This window comes from Allomuricauda sp. R78024 (assembly GCF_044596045.1).
Lineage (GTDB): Bacteria > Bacteroidota > Bacteroidia > Flavobacteriales > Flavobacteriaceae > Flagellimonas.
Map to the genome: position 1 here is coordinate 3,262,366 of NZ_CP138995.1, position 18,386 is coordinate 3,280,751.

Consider the following 18,386-nt stretch of genomic DNA (forward strand, 5'->3'; position numbering starts at 1 on the left):
TTTTATTCTGGTCTTTTATTTCCACAAGCTACGCACATTTTCGCTTTCGGTGTTCTATACGGTTTTCCACAATTTTCACAATCCGGACCGATTTGTTGAAGCGAATGGTGCATTATAGCATTTGGTTCAGTCTCTCCGAAACCTGTTAGGTTGTTATAATAATCCAATAAGTCCTTAAACCCTAATTGCCTGTCTTTATTTAATGTTCTAATTCCTTTTGAGTATAGATTGGAAGCAATCACAAACTCCTTTTCGTCCAACATAGGCACTTCCATTTTGCATCTCCAACAATACTTCATCTCCATTGTTTACAATCGTTTATTTGGACTTTTCTAACGGCCTTGTATATGAAACATAGCGTACAAAAGGACACTAGCCTTTCTCATAAACACAGAGCCGAATTTTAATATTATCATTTTTAAAAGCCAAATTAAAAATTTGGTGGTCTTTGTAAAAAGCATAGAGCTTTCGTTTAAGTATTTACTAGCTATGTTTTATACACGTTGTTGTATGCAGTTTTATCTTTTTTTCATTTTGTTTACCCAATCTTTTATTTTTTGATTTTCGGCAAATTCCAAAGGGTACTTTCTTATCGAAGCCACTTTTTTTCCTCCTGGTGCAATTCTAGATGTTGTTGCAATGAGTCCTTTTTTTGCTTCCTCAAATTCAACATCGGTATAAAATGATTTCACAGTTTCAATCTTTACTTGATTAGATTCTTTATGCCTTTTACATTGAACAATGATATATGGTTTTTCATCATTTTCTTTGTCATAAACCCTTATATCAATTCCTCCATCATTTGACCCAGGACCTAACTCAACAGCATAACCTTCTCTTTTAAAAAACTCAGCTGTCAGTCTTTCAAAGTTTCTCCAATGCATAAACTCAAGTTTTTCTGGATTTGCCTCGAAATAATTGATGAACTTCTGTTCAATAAATTCTGTAGGTTTTTTTGGTTTTAGCTCTTTCTCGAAAAAATGAATTAAATCAATTCCTCCATCCCAAAGTATTTGTTCCACAGGGGAAATAGAATTTGATACTTTCTGCATTGCGAGAATTGATTCGAACATTTCTCTTATAAGCTCTATTGGTGCGTTATTTTCTGCTATTACTTTATCTAAAACTGGTTTTGGGTCAATTAAGTGTGGGTTTTCTGGATGATAATTTTCCCCCATTACTTCAATAATTCTAGACATTACCTTAGTAGGATCATATCCTTTTTTGTACCATTCCATTGCTCTGTCTACGTCTCCTACCAAATATGGTCTAATATCATTTTCTAATTCTCCCAATTTTTGCCTTACTTTCCAGCAATATTTATCGAAGTTTTCAGAACGAAGTCTTAGACCAAATTCTTTTCTTTCTGGATAATTTTGAAATGTTTGATCTTCTGGGAATTCTTCGTTTAATATTTGAATTAATCGACCTTCACTAATAACCAATCCTGTTTTAATTACTACGACATCAAGTATCGTACTAATTAAACTTTCTAATTTTAAATGAACAGATCCCATTTCGTTTGGTAGGTTTAAATTGCTAACAACTAATTTATAGAGAAGTAAAATACATCTCTATACTCCTAACTGGAATAATATCGATGTAATGGATCATCGGTTATTTTAGTTCGCTTGATAGTTTATTTATCGATTCAATTACTTTTTTCAGTTTTAAAGGCGCTTTAGAGTAAGAACTCTTTTTTAATTCATATTGTTCAACCATATTGGTAATAACCAAAGATGTAATTCTGGAGCACAATAATGTTACTGTCGAAAAAGAACTTTCGTATTGAGAATTGTCATTTACTGCAGATTTTAATTGACGAATGCTGATATATTCCGAATGAATATGATTCGAATACAATGAATGAGTTCTTGATAGATTACCAATTTTTATTAATGGATATATTTCATCTAATTTAATTAATCTTGCATAAGATGGATGTGTAAATCTTTTTCTCTTTGAAAAAGGCACTTTTTTAAATTCATCTAACTTTCTGATTTTTCTTAATTCTTCCGCCAATTCACTCCTCATTTTTTGAATCGGTTCAAAATCCTTTGGATGCTTTTTAGTTAGTTCGATTTGTTTCCTTAATCCCTGTATTTTGTATACATATGCTCTTATTTCTTTCGAATATTCAGAGTCCACAAAAAATATGTAGGACAAATTAATGAATGTTTCGATTTGAAGTCTCGCAATAGAATAAACGGCTGTTAAGTCATTAATTTTTAGATGCTTATCCCGAACATCAATTAATTTTCCATTAGTAAGTGTCAAAAGTGTTTCATTGTGAAATATTATTTGAAATAATAGTTTTTCAAAAAGTCCTGCATCTTCAAATTTTATTCCATTATCATATAAATCTTGAGTACACTCTATCAGAAGAGAATTTAATTCAGAGAGAATTGCTTTTTGATTAGACAAAGACAAGTCATTAATTAATAATAAGGCTTCAATAACTGTTCTTTGTTCATTCATAAATGGTTGCCAACTATTATATAGAGATGTAAAATACATCTCTATACTCCTGAAACGGAATAATATCGATGCAATGAATCTTCCTTTTTTTGAACTTTTCCGGAAGCTTTTGTTCAATTCGATTACCTTACATTTTTAAATACTCTGGAAAAGATAAAGTACCTTTTCAAGTGAGTCTCATTGCGAATCAGCCCCAATTCGTCGCAAAATAGACGAATCGCCAGGCGTAATACAATCCAACTAATAGCAAAACACCAATAACCAGATAAACAACTGTCAAAAATTTGTTCCTATTACTTATTTTAATTCCAATAAAGATAACTGCTATAATGACGAAAGCTAATATGATAAATATTGTAGTAATCATCGTTTATTTAGACTTTAATTCTTCTAAAACATCTTTCTGCATTCTGACTGATTGTTCAATCAACAACTTTACACTAGTATCTAACGTACTATCTAATAAAGAATCCAAAATGCTAATACTTCCCTTTAGTTTTTCGTAATTGTCCATTGTTTTTAATCCTTTATTTGAACTTTATTATTTTACCTATAATCTTTTGGAATACCTTTTAATCGCAAATCCGATAAATATTAAAAAGGCTAGACAAAAGATTATGGCACCGGTAATCTTATTATAAATACTATAAGCAAGAAATCCTAACAAAACGAGAAAACCAACTTTCCAACCAATAAGTACTATTTTAAGAAAGGTATCCTTGTTAGATTCTGCCATCCTTTATTTGAACTCTTCGGTAAATGAATCATCCCATTTGAATGCATTAACTATCCAACCGTTATCATTCTTGTAATAGGTGAAAATTAGTCGAATTGCACTTTTTGGGTATCTAACTAGATAAGTTTCTCTTATTGCGATATCGGAGATAGTCTCATTCTTAACTTTGAGTGTCCCTATTGATTTTCCAAACCTTTGTTCAATAATGTTTAGATACTTAATAGTCTTTTCCTCTATCGCTTCCAGTTCATTCTGCGGCATTGGCCAATATGGGGTTAATCCATCAAATGACCTGGCAATTTCATTTTGGCTGAATAAAGAAGCTATTTCCTTTGAGAGTTCTTGTGTCTGAGAAACATCGTTCAAATACTTATTCTGGCCAAAGAGTCCAAGACTCATAAGAGAAAGTGTTGTTGAGACGAGTATTTTTTTCATAGTAGTTTTTAATCCTTTATTTGAACTTTAGTTTTTATGTTTCCGAATATACAGGCCATAGACCAAACTAAGAACCAGATAGAGTCCAATTCCTAAAATGAAAGCATTAAGGTGTATTTTCTCATCCGTGGATATAATTAGGATCTCGGTTATCAAAGCGCCAAGCACCAAACTTACTATTAATCTTACCCACCATTTTCTTATTAGATTCATCCTTTATTTAGACTTTATTGTTAATACTAAAATAGACCACTAAAAAAATGACTAGTAAAAAAAGGATCATTAGTACTCTTTCCCCGTTTAAAGGGCGCGCCCAAACGGCTTTTCCTGAATCATCCTCCGAAATTACCTCTTCATAGGAATGTCCTGTAGAAATTCCATTTTTAAAAATGTTTTTTAAAAAGTTGAAAAATATTAATGCTAAGCATATTACAATTATTGATACAAGAATAAATATTGCCCAGATTTCTCCTTTGACCGCATTTCTAATTAGCATTTTTAAAAGACTAAACAAATATTTAAGACCATCATCAAACATACAGTCGCACAATTATAATTTAATTATACTATGATTTTGTCACAGCTTGAAAATAATTCAGGCTACCATTTCCTGGATGTACTTGCGTTTCCAAACCCCCAACAAGGGACCAACCATTATTTATATAACTTGCCACTAGGGTCTCAAATTGCTGTTCATTACTATGATTCAATACTTTATATTCCATTACTCTTTGTTTTGTTAAACAATGTTCTGTTATAAGAATTCGGGGTGATTAAAAATAACAAAAATCACGAAAGTCAGGTTTAGCTAGTTTGCCGATAAAATACTTGGTGCTACAGTCCAATCCTTTATTTGAACTTTCAACGCTGAGTATAAAGGGCGTTTTAATGCCCTTTATACATTGTTATGAGCTTTTTTGCCTTTTCAGTATTTTTACAATACGATTATATACGATTTCCGATAAGTTCCAAGAGTATCCACCACCTGTATTTACAAACTGGATGACAACCGCATCAATATCTTTGTGATACTTGGCAATACTAGAGTATCCCGGCAATAATCCTGTATGTTCGTATACATAAATAGATGAATAGATTTCCTGTTCACCTTCATTAAACACTGAACCATCGTTCAATGCCCTCAAGAATATTCCTGCATCCTCTGCTGTAGCCACCATTGAGCCGGCAGGGTTTATAAAATCATTATACTTTATATCATCATCATAGCCTTCGTAATACCCACTCATAACATCGTCTAAATCTACTTCACTTAACAAACTGTAAGTATTGTTCAGCTCAAGTGGTATCAGAATTTCTTTCTTGATATATTGGTGATGGCTATATCCCAATGTTTTATCAAGTATTTCACCTATCAACAAATAATTCGTATTTGAATAGCTATATTTTTTATCCGGTTCAAAGTCAGCAGGCTTATCCAGTACCAACTCAAGTGTTTCTCTATTGCCTCTCGATATGTCTTCCCAATAGCCGGGGGTGTCGGTAAAATTAGGAATGCCACTCCGGTGTTGCACCATCAATCTCAAAGTGATTTTATCTGTATTAGCAATCCTTCCTTCCAATTCCGGTAAGTAATCAGCGAGTGTTTTATCCAACGACAAACGATTGTCTTTAACTAATTTGGCGGTAGCAACAGCAACATATAATTTGCTAACACTGCCAATTTTGAATAAGGCTTTAGGGTCGGCAGGTATTTCATTTTCTCGGTTATGCCAGCCTGCTGTGTATAACTCCGGTGGCTTCCCAGATTGGTCCACGTAAACAATCATTCCATCAAATCCATGACCAATTGCTTCATTTACTTGTTCTTGAACCGTATCAGGGAGTGGAAAAATATAAGCCTTTACTAAAACCCATGGTACAAAGAATAGGGAGGATATGGATGCAATAATAAACGCCATCCTCAGAGTTCGTTTAGTTTTTTTCTTGGTCATTACTTCAGGTCGGTGAATATATTAATTGCTCATAACAATTGTATATGATCATTGATCATATATCCATTATACGTAGAGCTGTATTAATGTTACTATTCGAATATTATTCATTTGTAAATGGCTGTGGATTAAATGTAATTGGATTGTCCCATAAAAGGTGAATTAACGAAACTACTAAAAGAGACCACGAATGGGACTTTTAAAGAAATGGCCTTTCTCCCTTTTGAAACTGTCTTATTAATCGGCCGATTTAAAGTGTCAAAGTTGTCATGTTTTATCGTTTAAAACAAAACTTTATTTTATTTCTAAGTTATCGGATTTCAATGAATTGGAGATAATCAGAGTTTTTGGATATAACAATATACTCCTTGTCCATAATTTTAATTTTTGACATGTCTTTTACATCGCCTGGAGCATAAAACCCACTATTTCTAGCAAGAACTGGCGAAAAATCACCTTTGCCATTTCCTTTTAATAAAAGACCAATACTAGCGTCATTCCTAGGCGTTTCCACTTCGGAATTGTAAAGGTTTCCGGCTATAAGGGCATCTAAATTCCCATCTCTATCATAATCCTCAATAAGAATCTGATTTATGGAAGAAATTTGCGCAAGATTAGGTAGTTTATTCACCACAAATCTTCCTTCTTTGTTTTCCAAGTAAACACTTGAAAACGATTTTACCTGGTAATGTAAGGAGTTTTTCAAAACTTTCTCAGTGTAAATATCTTCTAGGGTAGCTTGTGAATAAGATTCATAATCCTTGAATTTTTTCTTGATGGCAGGTATTTGCTGTGATGAACATTCTCTTCCACGAACTGGAAATTGTTCTCCTTCATTAAAATAGCTCAGTACTATATCATTAGTGTTGTTATTATCAAAATCATTAAAATAAATATCAAAGGTTTCTTCTTCATCGGCTTTATACTTAAAGTTGTTGCCTAAATTCCCTAAAATGTAATCCATATCTCCATCGTTGTCAAAATCACCATCTTTAATACTGAACCACCATCCGTTTGTATCATCTAAGCCCAATGCTTGGGAAACATTTGAGAAATATCCTTCATTGTTTTTAAGAATGGTTATTGGCATCCATTCGCCAACAACAATAAGATCGGTCCATCCATCATTGTCAAAATCTGTCCAAAGACCATCAGTAACCATCCCTAGATTATTAAGTTCAGGAGCCAGTTTTTCTGTGGCGTCCACAAATTGAACCTTATCACCTTTACTGATGTTTTCCAATAAGTAGCTATTTGCAGGAGATGGATAATTTCCGGGAATTAGACGGCCGCCAACAAAAAGGTCCAAATCACCATCTTTGTCAAAGTCAAAGCTATGAACTCTTGAACTGCTTGTAATCATTTCTGGAAGCGCAAAAGTCTCCTTCTTGAAATTACCTTTGCCGTCATTAATGTAAAGCCTGTCTTGAAGTTGTTTGGAGTTTGGTGAAAATTCATTTCCACCACTGGCAATATAAATATCTTTGTCACCATCATTTTCAACGTCAAAAATATGGATTCCAATATCTTCTGAACCGCTATCCAAAGCAAAAACTTTTGTATCCGATTTTGTGAAGCCGCCATCTTTGTTTTGGAAAAATAGAGCTGTTGTATTTTGCGCTGCTGAAGCAATAACAAGATCATCTGTACCGTCATTGTTTAAATCACCAACACCAACACCAGGTCCCAATTTTGAAGTTTGATGCGGTAAAAGAATTTCTTTTTTAAAATCATCATGGTAATTTTCTGCATGTTTATGAAGAAAGGAAATACTAGAATCCTGTACAGTCCTAAAAATTCGTCTAGAGTTTTCCGAATTTTTTGTTTTACTTGGAGCAGTATCCTTATAGTTTAGTTTTATGAAAGAATTGATTTCTGGTGTCACAATTGATTGCGTTTTACCATCTGGCCAAACTACTTTTACGGAATCTATTTTTTCTGTTTTGCCCAATCCAAAATGCAGCCTTGGGGCGATAGAAGATTGAAATCCTCTAGTAAGTGTCATTTCTTGAAATTGTTTAGATCCAAGCGCATATAGATAAACCTTTACCCCCATTCCGAACGGGTTTTTAGTTGGCCCCTCAAAATTTAAAGTTAGATAATTGCTGTTGCTGGCACTTTTATTTTCAAAAACCGAGGCATAATCATCAATATTGTTGGTCACTATTTCTAAATCGCCATCGTTATCCAAATCCACATAAATACTTCCATTGGAAAAACCTTCATATTCAATGCCCCAATCCTTGTTTTTTCTTTCAAATGTTAAATCACCATTATTTTTGAAAACAAAATTGTCAATTTTTTCTGATGGTATTGCCAAGTTCCATTTCAACAAACTATCATTGTCATTATTCTTTTTTTCAAGTTTTTTCAAGTAATCTTTATTGTTGATTTCTCTGCGAGTACCATTGGTTATAAAAACATCTTTGAAGCCATCATTATCCAAATCTGCCAATAATGGCCCCCAACTCCAATCTGTGGATGAAAGACCTGCTAGCCTTGAAACATTGCTAAAATCTGGAATGTCGTTATTAATAGTTCCATTGTTCAATTGCAAAGTATTGTGCATATACTGGTACTGAAATCCTGCATCTATATTGGCCCAAAATAAATTTGGATTCATACTTGCCATATTGGCTTTTGCCCTTCTGTTATCGGCTGCATCCATATCAACTTGTAAAATATCTAAAAGACCATCGTTGTTAAAATCTGCAATATCAACACCCATACCAAAATGTGAAGTGTGCTTTGTGGCTTTTTTTAGGATGCTAGAAAATGTTCCGTCCTTATTGTTTTGATACATAAAATCTGGAGAACTAAAATCATTTGAAACGTACAAGTCCGCCCAACCATCATTGTTTAAATCTGCAACAGTGGCGCTAAGGGAAAGTCCAAAGGATTTCAAACCTGCCTTAACGGTGACATCTGAAAATGTGTTATCACCATTATTCTGAAGTAATTTATCTGATTCAATACTTTTTGTATTATTCATTTTGAACAAATAATAGTTTGTGGGAGCATTAAATGATGTTGAGGGATAGTTGGCAATATATACATCCAAATCACCATCTCTATCATAATCAAAAAAGGTGCTTTGAATACTGTTTCCTAATTCAGCTAGACCATACTCCTCAGCACTTTCTATAAAAGTATTGTCACCATTGTTGATAAAAAGTTGATTTGCTTTGGGATTAAACTTACCAGCTACAGAACAGTAGATGTCTAAATAACCGTCATTGTTAACATCAGCCATTGTACTTCCAGTATACCACCTAGAGTCACCTGTAACATGGGCTGAAACAGAAATATCCTCAAATTGCAAGTTTCCTTTGTTAAGGTATAATCTGTTTTCTACCATATTACCTGTAAAGTACAGGTCTATTAAACCATCGTTGTTGATGTCGCCTGCAGAAACGCCTCCACCCAAATATAGGTATGGATAGGTAAAATAATTGAGCGAGTCACTTTCAGTAAGATTATTTGAAAAAAGGATTTTCGTCTGATTTTTACTCAAAAGATTGAATATTTTTTTTGAGCGATCTTGATTATTACAGGTCGAAAAACATACAACTATTGTAATACATAAAAGGGTATGTCTTAAGATTCTTTTCATCCTAGGCTTTTTACAAAAATAAAAAACAGGGATTTTAATCCCTGTTTTTTTTAACAAACTCAAACTTGAACTAAACTCAAAAAAAACTAATATGTATTTTGCTGAATAACTCCAGCTGCTAAATCCACTACCTCTTGGGGAATTGGATAAATACCTCTAGTAGGAGGGAAAGTTACCCCGTTTAAATATGATCTAAATTGATTACGGGATGTGTAACCGTCCAATACTTCTTTGGCAATACCTCTTCGCACGAGATCAAAGAATCGACGTCCTTCCATTGCTGTTTCAAGGCGGTATTCCATAACCACAGCGTTCATAGCGAAAGTTGCATCAGGAAAACCACCGTTGTCTGCATATAGACCTATGGCATAATTTGCAGCATTTGTGATGCCATCGTTTTCCTTGACCCAGTTTGTAGGATCTACATTTCTTTCTCTTACTCGGTCAACCAACCCAAGTGCTGTTCCTAAATCACTTTCTGAAACTGCAATTTCGGCTCTCCATAATAACACTTCTGAAAAACGAATCAAATTGGTTTGGATTACAGAGATATTTTGTCCCCATCCTCCGGCTACTCTGGCTAAACCGTCATCGGCCTCTGACCAAAGTAGTTTTTTACTGTAATAAGGTCCACCTGCAGCTGGGTCCCTTGCCCAAGTCAACATGAAATCTCCACGATCAAACAATGGAATACCAGTTCTTGCTACGGTCCAATCCAATCTAGGGTCTAAATTTCTGGTTTCCTCAGGGAAAGTAGAAGTACCGGCCTCACCGTCTTCAGCAGGTATATTTCTTGGGTTTTCCCCTACCGTATCTGACGGGTCTACATTAGCCACATAATCTGCAGGGTCAGAGGGTGGTGTAGTTAGTGGTAGTCCATTGGCGTCTGTCAAGTACGCGTTTACCAAGTCATGTGAAGGTTGATAAAACCCGCAGCATCCAAAAGGACTTGCACTATGAGGATAATTTAACTCATCTCCTTGATTTCCATTATCTTGACTTGCTCCAGCTCCATCGTTTACTGCATATTGAACAGCAAAAACTGTTTCGCTATTGTTGTTGAAGGCATAGTTGAAATTCTGGTGGAAACTTGGCATTAAGGCATAAGGCCCGTTGTCAATTATGTCCTGCAAAAGGGGTTTTGCAGCAGGATAATCCAACTGGTACATGTGCACCTTTGCTAAGTATGCTTTTGAATTCCATTGATTGGCACCTCCGTAACGTTCACTTTCTGTATCAAGGTTATCTATTGCAAACTGGAAATCAGCTTCAATATTTGGCCAAATATCTGTGTTGTTTGGAGGTGTTTCGGTTGCTGTTTCATCAATATAGGGTACATTGCTGAAAGTCATTTTTAATTGAAAATGATAAAACCCTCTTAGAAACCTAAGCTCCCCTATAAAAATATTGGCAGCTTCTTGACTAATAGCTTCAGATTCCAAACCACTATTTACGACACCTATTGCCGCATTTGCCCTAGCAACCCCCTCATAAAGGTTATTCCACCTTAACCGTACATAAGGATTGTCTGCAGCAACATTAAAAATTTCCATTTGAGTAATATCAGATTGATCACCTGGAGTGCTTCCCTTGTATGCTTCATCTGATGCAACACCTCCAAACGTCCAGTTAGAGGCTGCTGCCTCTCTTTGCATTTCAAGTCCAGCATATGTTCCTACAACCAATTTTTCAGCAAGTGCTACACTTGGTACAACATCATCAGTTGTTAGAGAAGAAAGCGGTATATCAAGCTCTTCTTCGCAAGAGCATATACTTATTGCTAAAGCAAAAATCAAAAAATGTTTTAATAAATGTTTCATAGTTTTTTTTTAAAATGTAACGTTAACTCCAAAAATAATTGACCTGTTAATAGGATAAACGCCTGTATCCACTCCATAAGTTAAGTTAGGATTAGGATCAGTTCTATCTGGCGCCGTAAGAGATGGTGCTCCTACTGAACTAGCAAAGGATCTTAAACTTATTTCTGGATCTAAACCTGTATAGTCAGTCAGAGTGATTAGGTTTTTACCTTGCAAATAAATCCTGAACTTGTTTATTCCTAGTTTTTCAACCAAAGATTCTGGCAATGTGTATCCGACCACTATGTTCTTCATTCTTAAATAAGAACCATCTTCAACGTAATAAGTAGAGGCTGCAGCTTCGCGATTTATTAGAGCTGCATCAGAGGTTACAGCTGGCAAACCTATTTCGTTTACGTAATTTAAACTTCTACCTCCGGAAAATTTATTAAAGTCGGTAAAGAACTTATTAAAGTTATAAATATCATTTCCTTGGGATCCTTGAAATAATAATGAAATGTCAAAATCTTTGTACTTACCACTAAAGGTGAGTCCATATGTAAAGTCTGGATGTGGATTTCCTATTACCCCTCTTACAGGAGCTCCAGTGTCATCCAATTCGTCAAAAACAACTCTCCCGTTTTCAATGCCAGCCCAAGTATTTCCATAAAAAGAAGATATTGGATAACCAGCCAAGGTACGCGTTGGGTTTTGATCTCTAAGATCATCACCATTAATAAAACTATCTGCATTGTCAGGATCTAAAAACGACACTTCATTTTTGTAAGCTGAAACATTAAGTCCAATTGTGTACTGAAATTGATTATTCGATTGATAATTATCGTAAGCAATAGAAGCATCAAACCCATTGTTGGTCATCTCACCTAAATTGGCAGGGATAATATTGATATTTCCTAAAAGAGTTGGATCGCCTGGAACGGGCAATAACATATCTTCAGTAGTTGAATTATAAATATCCAAATCAAAATTTATGCTGTTCCACCATCTTGAAGTAAAACCAAAGTTCAGAGTTTTTGTAGTTTCCCAGCCAATGTCTGGATTCCCTCTAAGGTCAATCCCCAAACCTGAATCAGATCCAGTAGTAGAAGTGGGATAATTGTAATTACCGACGTTAGGCCCTATTGTGGTTGATCTGGCATCAGTTCTAATATCCCCGTTATTTCCCACCTGACCATAGCCTGCTTTAAACATCAAATTGGTAACAACTTCGGAGTCTTTTAAAAAATCTTCATCACTTATTCTCCAGCCAACACTTCCAGATGGGAAAACACCATCTCTTTCATTTTCATTAAAAACAGATGTGGCATCCCTTCTTACCGTCGCACTTAGCAAATATTTATCCATTATTTTAACATCAGCTTTTCCAAATAATGAAAAGTAAGCTGACCTACCTCCAATACCATATCCGCCCCAATCTCCGCTGGCGTTGTTAAAAAATCGCACATCTGGGGTAAAAACATCAAAATTAGTTCTGTTTACAGTGGCGCTTCTAAAATTTTGTTTGTTGAACTCCGTACCTAACAAAACATCCAATTCTATATTATCGCTGATGGACTTGTTATAAGTAATCGTGTTAAACCAGGTATAAGTTGTTTGGGAATCATTGCGTTCCGATAGCCATGTACTTTCATTAAAGATTTCACCTTCTAATTGTGGAGGTTGAAAATAAATTTGATTAAAAGAGAATATATCAAAGCCTAGATTCGTCTTGAATGTGAGCCCTTTCATCAAATCTATTTCGGCATACACGTTACCAAGTGCTCTAAAACTTAGGTTTTGATTGTCTTTATTTCTATCAGCAATGGCAATAGGATTGTTTCCATTACCCAATCCGCCAACACCGCTTCCCGCAAAATTGCCACCTACATCCCTAACAGGAACTAATGGGTTCAATCTATATAAACTCGCTACAGTACCATTGTTGACATCAGAACCAGGCGGTGTAATTTGATCTGAATATGAAACCGTTATATTTTCTCCAATCCTAAAGCTTTTGCTTACATCAAAAGAAGTGTTGGCACGCAACGTATATCTAGTGAAACGTGATTCATATCCTACACCCTCTTGGTCCAAAACGCTCATTGAAGTGAAAAAACTTGAATTTTCGGTACCTGCAGATGCGCTTATGTCATAACTCTGCGTAACTGCCGCATCAAAGTACTCATCAAACCAGTCAGTGCCCTGTAGATTCGCCCTGGTAATTGAAGTTGCTCTTGAAGAAGGATCATAAAGACTCTCATCGGCCGTTGCAGCCCCTTGAGGTATTAGGTAATTTGGCAATAAGGGTGCAGCTCCAGTACCATACTGAGGATTACTAGGTGTCCCTCCTGTATTTGTAAATTCTCTCCAAACACTTTCTGCAACTTGTTGGGGATTGGCCAAGTCGGGAAATGCTGATTTTGGAATAAAATCTATTCCTACGTACGTATTTGCAGTAAATGATAACTTTTTGTTTTTCTTCCCTCCTTTGGTTGTGATAATAATGACGCCATTTGCAGCTCTATTTCCATAAATTGCAGCCGATGATGCATCTTTTAAAATCTGTATTGATTCAATATCATTTGGGTTAAGGTCGTTTAGACCAGCGCCAGTAGGCGTGCCATCTATAATATATAATGGATCGTTACCGTTGATAGTACCAAACCCTCTAATCCTTACAGCGGCAGAGCCTCCTGGTCCACCTTGACTGCCCACTACAACACCTGAAGCTTGACCTTGCAAAGCTTGCTCAATTCCTGTAGGGGCTGTAGCTGCTATGTTCTCCGATTTAATTGTTGAAACTGAACCAGTAATATCTCTAGTACTTTGAGCAGAATAACCGGTGATTACAACCTCATCCAACTGATTTGCATCTTCTTGGAGAACGATATTAATAGTTGAACTGTTTCCTACTGTGATTTCTTGAGAAACAAAACCCACATAACTGATAACCAGAATAGCATTGGCGCTCACCGCAATGCTGTAATTTCCGTCAAAATCTGACTGGGTACCATTTGTAGTTCCTTTTTCAACAATACTGGCACCTGGCAATGTCACACCTGAAGCATCCGTGACAGTTCCACTAATTGTGGATTGAAACAATGTTGCCGTAGCAACCGTTTTTACAATTTTATGATTACCCCATGATATTTGGGTAATCAAAACCATTGCAGTCATTAAAAAACCCATTCTTAAGGATATCTTAAGACCTTGGGGTATTTTTAAAGACTTAAATGTGAATTTTCGATTCATAATTTTGTTCATTAGTTAGTTAATTGTTTTCAATGCCATTCACTCTTTAGGTGAATGTTAATAAGTAGTGATCTTAAATTACCCAACAAATGTATTGGAATGCTGCCCTGATGGATTATCATATTTTATCATATCATGATAGTATTGATAATTTTATGTTAAAAAATAAATGATATCATAAAGGATTGACACAACAGTTATTGATTTCAAACTGTGGGCTAACCCAAGTGTTTGAATGAAATCTGAGTATTGGAGAGATAATTTGGGCAAGGAATTTAATACCCAAAGGGGGTGATTTAATTTTGTCTAAGTAGTTGTAGTATTTCTATAAGTGCCCTACAATTATGATAGGGACATTTCCAAGGGCCAATTTTATTTTCCTCAAGATAAGGTTCTCCATTATGGTCTACTCTAAAAAACCATTCACCATTTTCATGATCAATGATATGTTCAGTTATGAATGCCCAGATTTGTTTGCAGATACTGAAATAACTTGGGTCGTTCGTAATTTTCCAATTATACAACAATCCTACCATTGCTTCTGCTTGTGGCCACCAATGCCTATCTGTATCTAATTCAAGTGTTTCACTATCTTTTGAATTAATAACTCCAAACTCGGTATCTAGAGCTTCATTTATAAAAGTTTTAGTTACTTTTTTTGTCAATTCTTCAGTACGTTTTAAAAGCACTTGATTCTGAAGCATTCTTGATCCATATAGCATTAGCCAAACAGCTTCGATATCATGGCCAAAAGATATTTCGGTAGATAGTTTTTTCCATTCTGTTGTAAAAAATAGTTTCATGTGATTGTTTTGCTCAAAAATCCTTTCATGAAAAAGCTCCATTAAATTGGTAAGAGCATTTTCTACAACAGGATTCCCCGTCATTTCAAACAACACAGTGTAGGCTTCGAGGATGTGCAAATGTGTATTTGTTGTTTTAGGTGCATTCAGGTCCTTTTCACTCAATCTCATATCCTCAATAGAGTTCCATTTACGGTCGTAAGCTTCAACATATCCACCATTAATCTTGTCATACGCCCTATCTTCTATAAGTCTAAATAATTCAAGGGCCCAGAGTATGGCTTTCGGATTTTTAGAATATCTGTAATATTCTGAAAGTGAGTAAATACAGAATGCCTGGGCATAAACCTGCTTCCGCATCTTTGTAGGCTTTCCTAAATGGTCCAACTCCCAAAACACTCCCCCAAATTCATAATCCCTAAAATTATTAAGTAGATAATCAAAGGCTCTTTGACATTCGCTGTCATAACGCCAATCATTGTAAAAATTGCCAGCTCTTGAAAACGTCCAAAGGATCCTTGTGTTTAAAATGATACTTTTGGGAGCTTTATCAATCCTATTGTTGTAATTATCAACTTTCCCAACAAATCCACCATAACAATCATCTTTGGAGTATTCTTGCCAATAGTCCAAAATGCGTTGTAACTCGGTACTTATCTCATTTTGAAATGAGAGCAATTCTTTTTCTTGGGTTATATTTTTTTCCATTTATAATGGTTGATAATATCCCTGGTTTTTCTCAATTAAATTCAGGATATTTTGAACAGACCCTGAAGAAGTTTTGCCATCAGGTGGCGTGTTTTTACAATAATCCAGAAGAGTGTCCAACCTTGTTTTTGCAATATGGGTTCTTGTGTCTGAGGATGCATAGTATATGAAAATATCTTCATTTTCATCCATTATCCATCCATTTGCAAAAAGCACATTTCCTACATCTCCAATGATTTCATCATCACTAGGGGCCATGAGATAACCCCCAGGTTGATATATGATTTTTGAAATATCATTCAAGTCAGTAACGAACATATATAAAACGTATCGAAGTCCAGCCGCGGTATTTCTAACGCCATGGGCCAAATGTAGCCAGCCTTCAGAAGTTTTTAAAGGAGATGGGCCTTGACCATTCTTTAATTCATACACTGTATGATATTTTTTCGGATTTAAGATCAACTCATCCTTAACTAGGGGGTACGTAATATCATCAATATAGCCCAGACCTATCCCTCCTCCAGAGCCTGTATCAATAAAACCATCTTGCGGTCTTGTATATACTGCATATCTTCCGTTTACCAATTCCGGATGAATGGTCACATTGCGTTGTTGGCTGGAATTGGAAATCAAATCCGGAAGTCTTTCCCATGTCTTTAAATCTTTACTTCTAATGATTCCAGCATTGGCTACTGCAGCGGAAGTATCCCCATTTGGTGCATTTGGATCTTTCCTTTCAGTACAGAAAAACCCATACACATAGCCATCCTCATGAAGGGTAAGACGCATATCATATGCATTTATGTCTGGTTGCTTATTTTGAGGAAGAACCATGGGCTTGTCCCAAAATTTGAAATTATCAATTCCGTTATCACTTTCAGCAAATGCGAAGAAGGATTTTCTATCCTTACCTTCCACTCTGACGCACAACAAATATTTGTTATTCCATTTTATGGCGCCAGCATTGAAAGCAGCATTTATTCCAACGCGCTCCAATACTTTTGGATTAGTCTCAGGGCTTAAATCATATCGCCAATGTAGTGGCGTATGATCTGCAGTAATAATGGGGTATTTGTATTTTGTATATATCCCATTAGTATGCTTGTTAGGCTGATTTTTTCTTTTTATGAGATTGTCATGATTTTCAAATAGCTTTGAAAACAAGTCCGATTTTTTGGAAATGGTTTTGGTCTTCATTTTCTATTGAATGCTGTTACTGTTATTGTTGTTTTTTCTTGAAGCTAAATCGAGGTTGATGGTTAGCATTAATCTGTCATCTAGGTTATAAAAAATCAAGAAAATTGCCGAGAACAGAGCTCCTGCCGCGGGCAAGAAACTCATCATTAAGCGGATACCTGTCCTAGCGGCCTCAGTTTGAACTACGTTTGCTTCAAATCCATAAAATGCCAACATCCATCCTGTAAGGGCGCCTCCAAGGGTCCATCCCATTTTTTGGGACATGGATGAGGATGAGAATATCAATCCTGTTGCCCTTCTACCTGTTTTCCATTCGGAAAAATCAGCTATATCTGCATACATGGACCAAAGTAGCGGGAAAATAATGCCAGCACAGATGCTTATCAAAAACTGAAAAACAAAGATTAAAGTCATATCAGACTCACCCAAGAAGAAGAAAACGCAACTTAGGAGGGAAGCTAACAGCATTGCAGCAATAAAGGTCTTTTTCTTGCCAATTTTGTCCGAAATAGGTTTCGCCATAATTACGCCTAGAATATTGGCTGCTTGCCCCAGAACGAGGTATAAGGTGCTAAATGTAATGGCGATTTCTACTACTGGAAGCTGGAACGCATCTTGGTTTGTAAAATAATATTTAAAATAATAAATGGCCGACCCATCACGTATGGAGTTAAAAATCAATGAACAGACCCCAGCTGCTAACAAAACAAACCATGGTTTGTTCTTTGCCAGATTCTTTAAATCTGTTTTTATCGCAGTTTTTTGATCTTTTGGGGGCTGAACTCTTTCTTTAGTTAGATAAAAAGTACCTATAAAGAACCCTATCGCTATAAGGGCGTAAACAATCATGGTGTATTGCCAAGCTTGTTGTGTACCTTCAGAACCACTGATGGTACTGAAATAATCAACTAAAGGTTCTGCAGTAGCCAAAACCAATATACTTCCAGCAAAAGCAAAGACAAACCGAAACGAGGCCAATGAAGTCCTATCCTTCAAATTTGAGGTCATCACGCCCATTAAAGAAGCATATGGAACATTAATTGCGGTGTAAACAATCATCATCAAGCAATACATAGTGTATGCGTAGATGATTTTGCCAGATGTGCTGAAATCAGGAGTGGTGAATGTGAGTATTCCAAAAATCCCAAAAGGTATTGCCATCCATAGTAGGTATGGCCTGAATTTTCCCCATTTTGTGTTTGTTTTATCCGCAATAATCCCCATTACCGGGTCATTAATGCCATCAAAAATCCGTGTGACCAAAAACATGGTTCCTACCACTGCTGCGGATATGCCAAAAACATCGGTATAAAAGAAAAGGAGATATACGCCAAACATCTTCCAAAACATGGATGATGCAAAATCACCAAAACCATATCCAATTTTTTCCTTAAGTTTTAGCTTTTCCATTCA

At 35.6% G+C, this 18,386-nt stretch carries 13 protein-coding genes; all 13 read right to left on the reverse strand.

Translation table 11 applies throughout. The annotated features are described in order from the left end of the window. Window positions 1–2 precede the first annotated feature (2 nt). On the reverse strand, window positions 3–263 hold the full coding sequence (locus SJY44_RS14735) for a hypothetical protein (RefSeq protein WP_396590309.1): 261 nt from the start codon (window positions 261–263) through the stop codon (window positions 3–5). 255 nt (window positions 264–518) lie between these two features. Then, the gene (locus SJY44_RS14740; RefSeq protein ID WP_396590310.1) at window positions 519–1,517 is read right to left on the reverse strand and encodes a restriction endonuclease; all 999 of its coding nucleotides are present in this window, start codon (window positions 1,515–1,517) and stop codon (window positions 519–521) included. 100 nt (window positions 1,518–1,617) lie between these two features. Continuing rightward, entirely contained in the window at window positions 1,618–2,478 is an 861-nt protein-coding gene (locus tag SJY44_RS14745; RefSeq protein ID WP_396590311.1) for a hypothetical protein, read from the reverse strand. A gap of 370 nt (window positions 2,479–2,848) precedes the next feature. Next, on the reverse strand, window positions 2,849–2,992 hold the full coding sequence (locus tag SJY44_RS14750) for a hypothetical protein (protein WP_396590312.1): 144 nt from the start codon (window positions 2,990–2,992) through the stop codon (window positions 2,849–2,851). Between the two features lie 225 nt (window positions 2,993–3,217). Continuing rightward, window positions 3,218–3,649, reverse strand: coding sequence for a hypothetical protein (locus SJY44_RS14755; protein WP_396590313.1), 432 nt, complete (start codon window positions 3,647–3,649; stop codon window positions 3,218–3,220). A 566-nt stretch (window positions 3,650–4,215) separates the two neighbouring features. Beyond that, window positions 4,216–4,374, reverse strand: coding sequence for a DUF1737 domain-containing protein (locus tag SJY44_RS14760; RefSeq protein WP_396590314.1), 159 nt, complete (start codon window positions 4,372–4,374; stop codon window positions 4,216–4,218). Between the two features lie 180 nt (window positions 4,375–4,554). Beyond that, complete coding sequence (locus SJY44_RS14765; RefSeq protein ID WP_396590315.1) at window positions 4,555–5,601, reverse strand: serine hydrolase domain-containing protein; 1,047 nt, start codon at window positions 5,599–5,601, stop codon at window positions 4,555–4,557. A 310-nt stretch (window positions 5,602–5,911) separates the two neighbouring features. After that, window positions 5,912–9,115 carry a VCBS repeat-containing protein gene (locus SJY44_RS14770; RefSeq protein ID WP_396590316.1) on the reverse strand — a complete coding sequence of 1,068 codons (3,204 nt, stop codon included), beginning with the start codon at window positions 9,113–9,115 and terminating at the stop codon, window positions 5,912–5,914. A 185-nt stretch (window positions 9,116–9,300) separates the two neighbouring features. After that, window positions 9,301–11,034, reverse strand: a complete 1,734-nt coding sequence (locus SJY44_RS14775) for a RagB/SusD family nutrient uptake outer membrane protein (protein ID WP_396590317.1) — start codon at window positions 11,032–11,034, stop codon at window positions 9,301–9,303. 9 nt (window positions 11,035–11,043) lie between these two features. Continuing rightward, window positions 11,044–14,265, reverse strand: a complete 3,222-nt coding sequence (locus tag SJY44_RS14780) for a SusC/RagA family TonB-linked outer membrane protein (protein ID WP_396590318.1) — start codon at window positions 14,263–14,265, stop codon at window positions 11,044–11,046. Between the two features lie 296 nt (window positions 14,266–14,561). Further along, entirely contained in the window at window positions 14,562–15,776 is a 1,215-nt protein-coding gene (locus SJY44_RS14785) for an AGE family epimerase/isomerase (RefSeq protein ID WP_396590319.1), read from the reverse strand. After that, window positions 15,777–16,973 carry a glycosidase gene (locus tag SJY44_RS14790; protein ID WP_298930949.1) on the reverse strand — a complete coding sequence of 399 codons (1,197 nt, stop codon included), beginning with the start codon at window positions 16,971–16,973 and terminating at the stop codon, window positions 15,777–15,779. Window positions 16,974–16,976: 3 nt separating this feature from the next. Then, window positions 16,977–18,383 carry an MFS transporter gene (locus SJY44_RS14795; protein ID WP_396590320.1) on the reverse strand — a complete coding sequence of 469 codons (1,407 nt, stop codon included), beginning with the start codon at window positions 18,381–18,383 and terminating at the stop codon, window positions 16,977–16,979. Window positions 18,384–18,386: the final 3 nt, after the last annotated feature.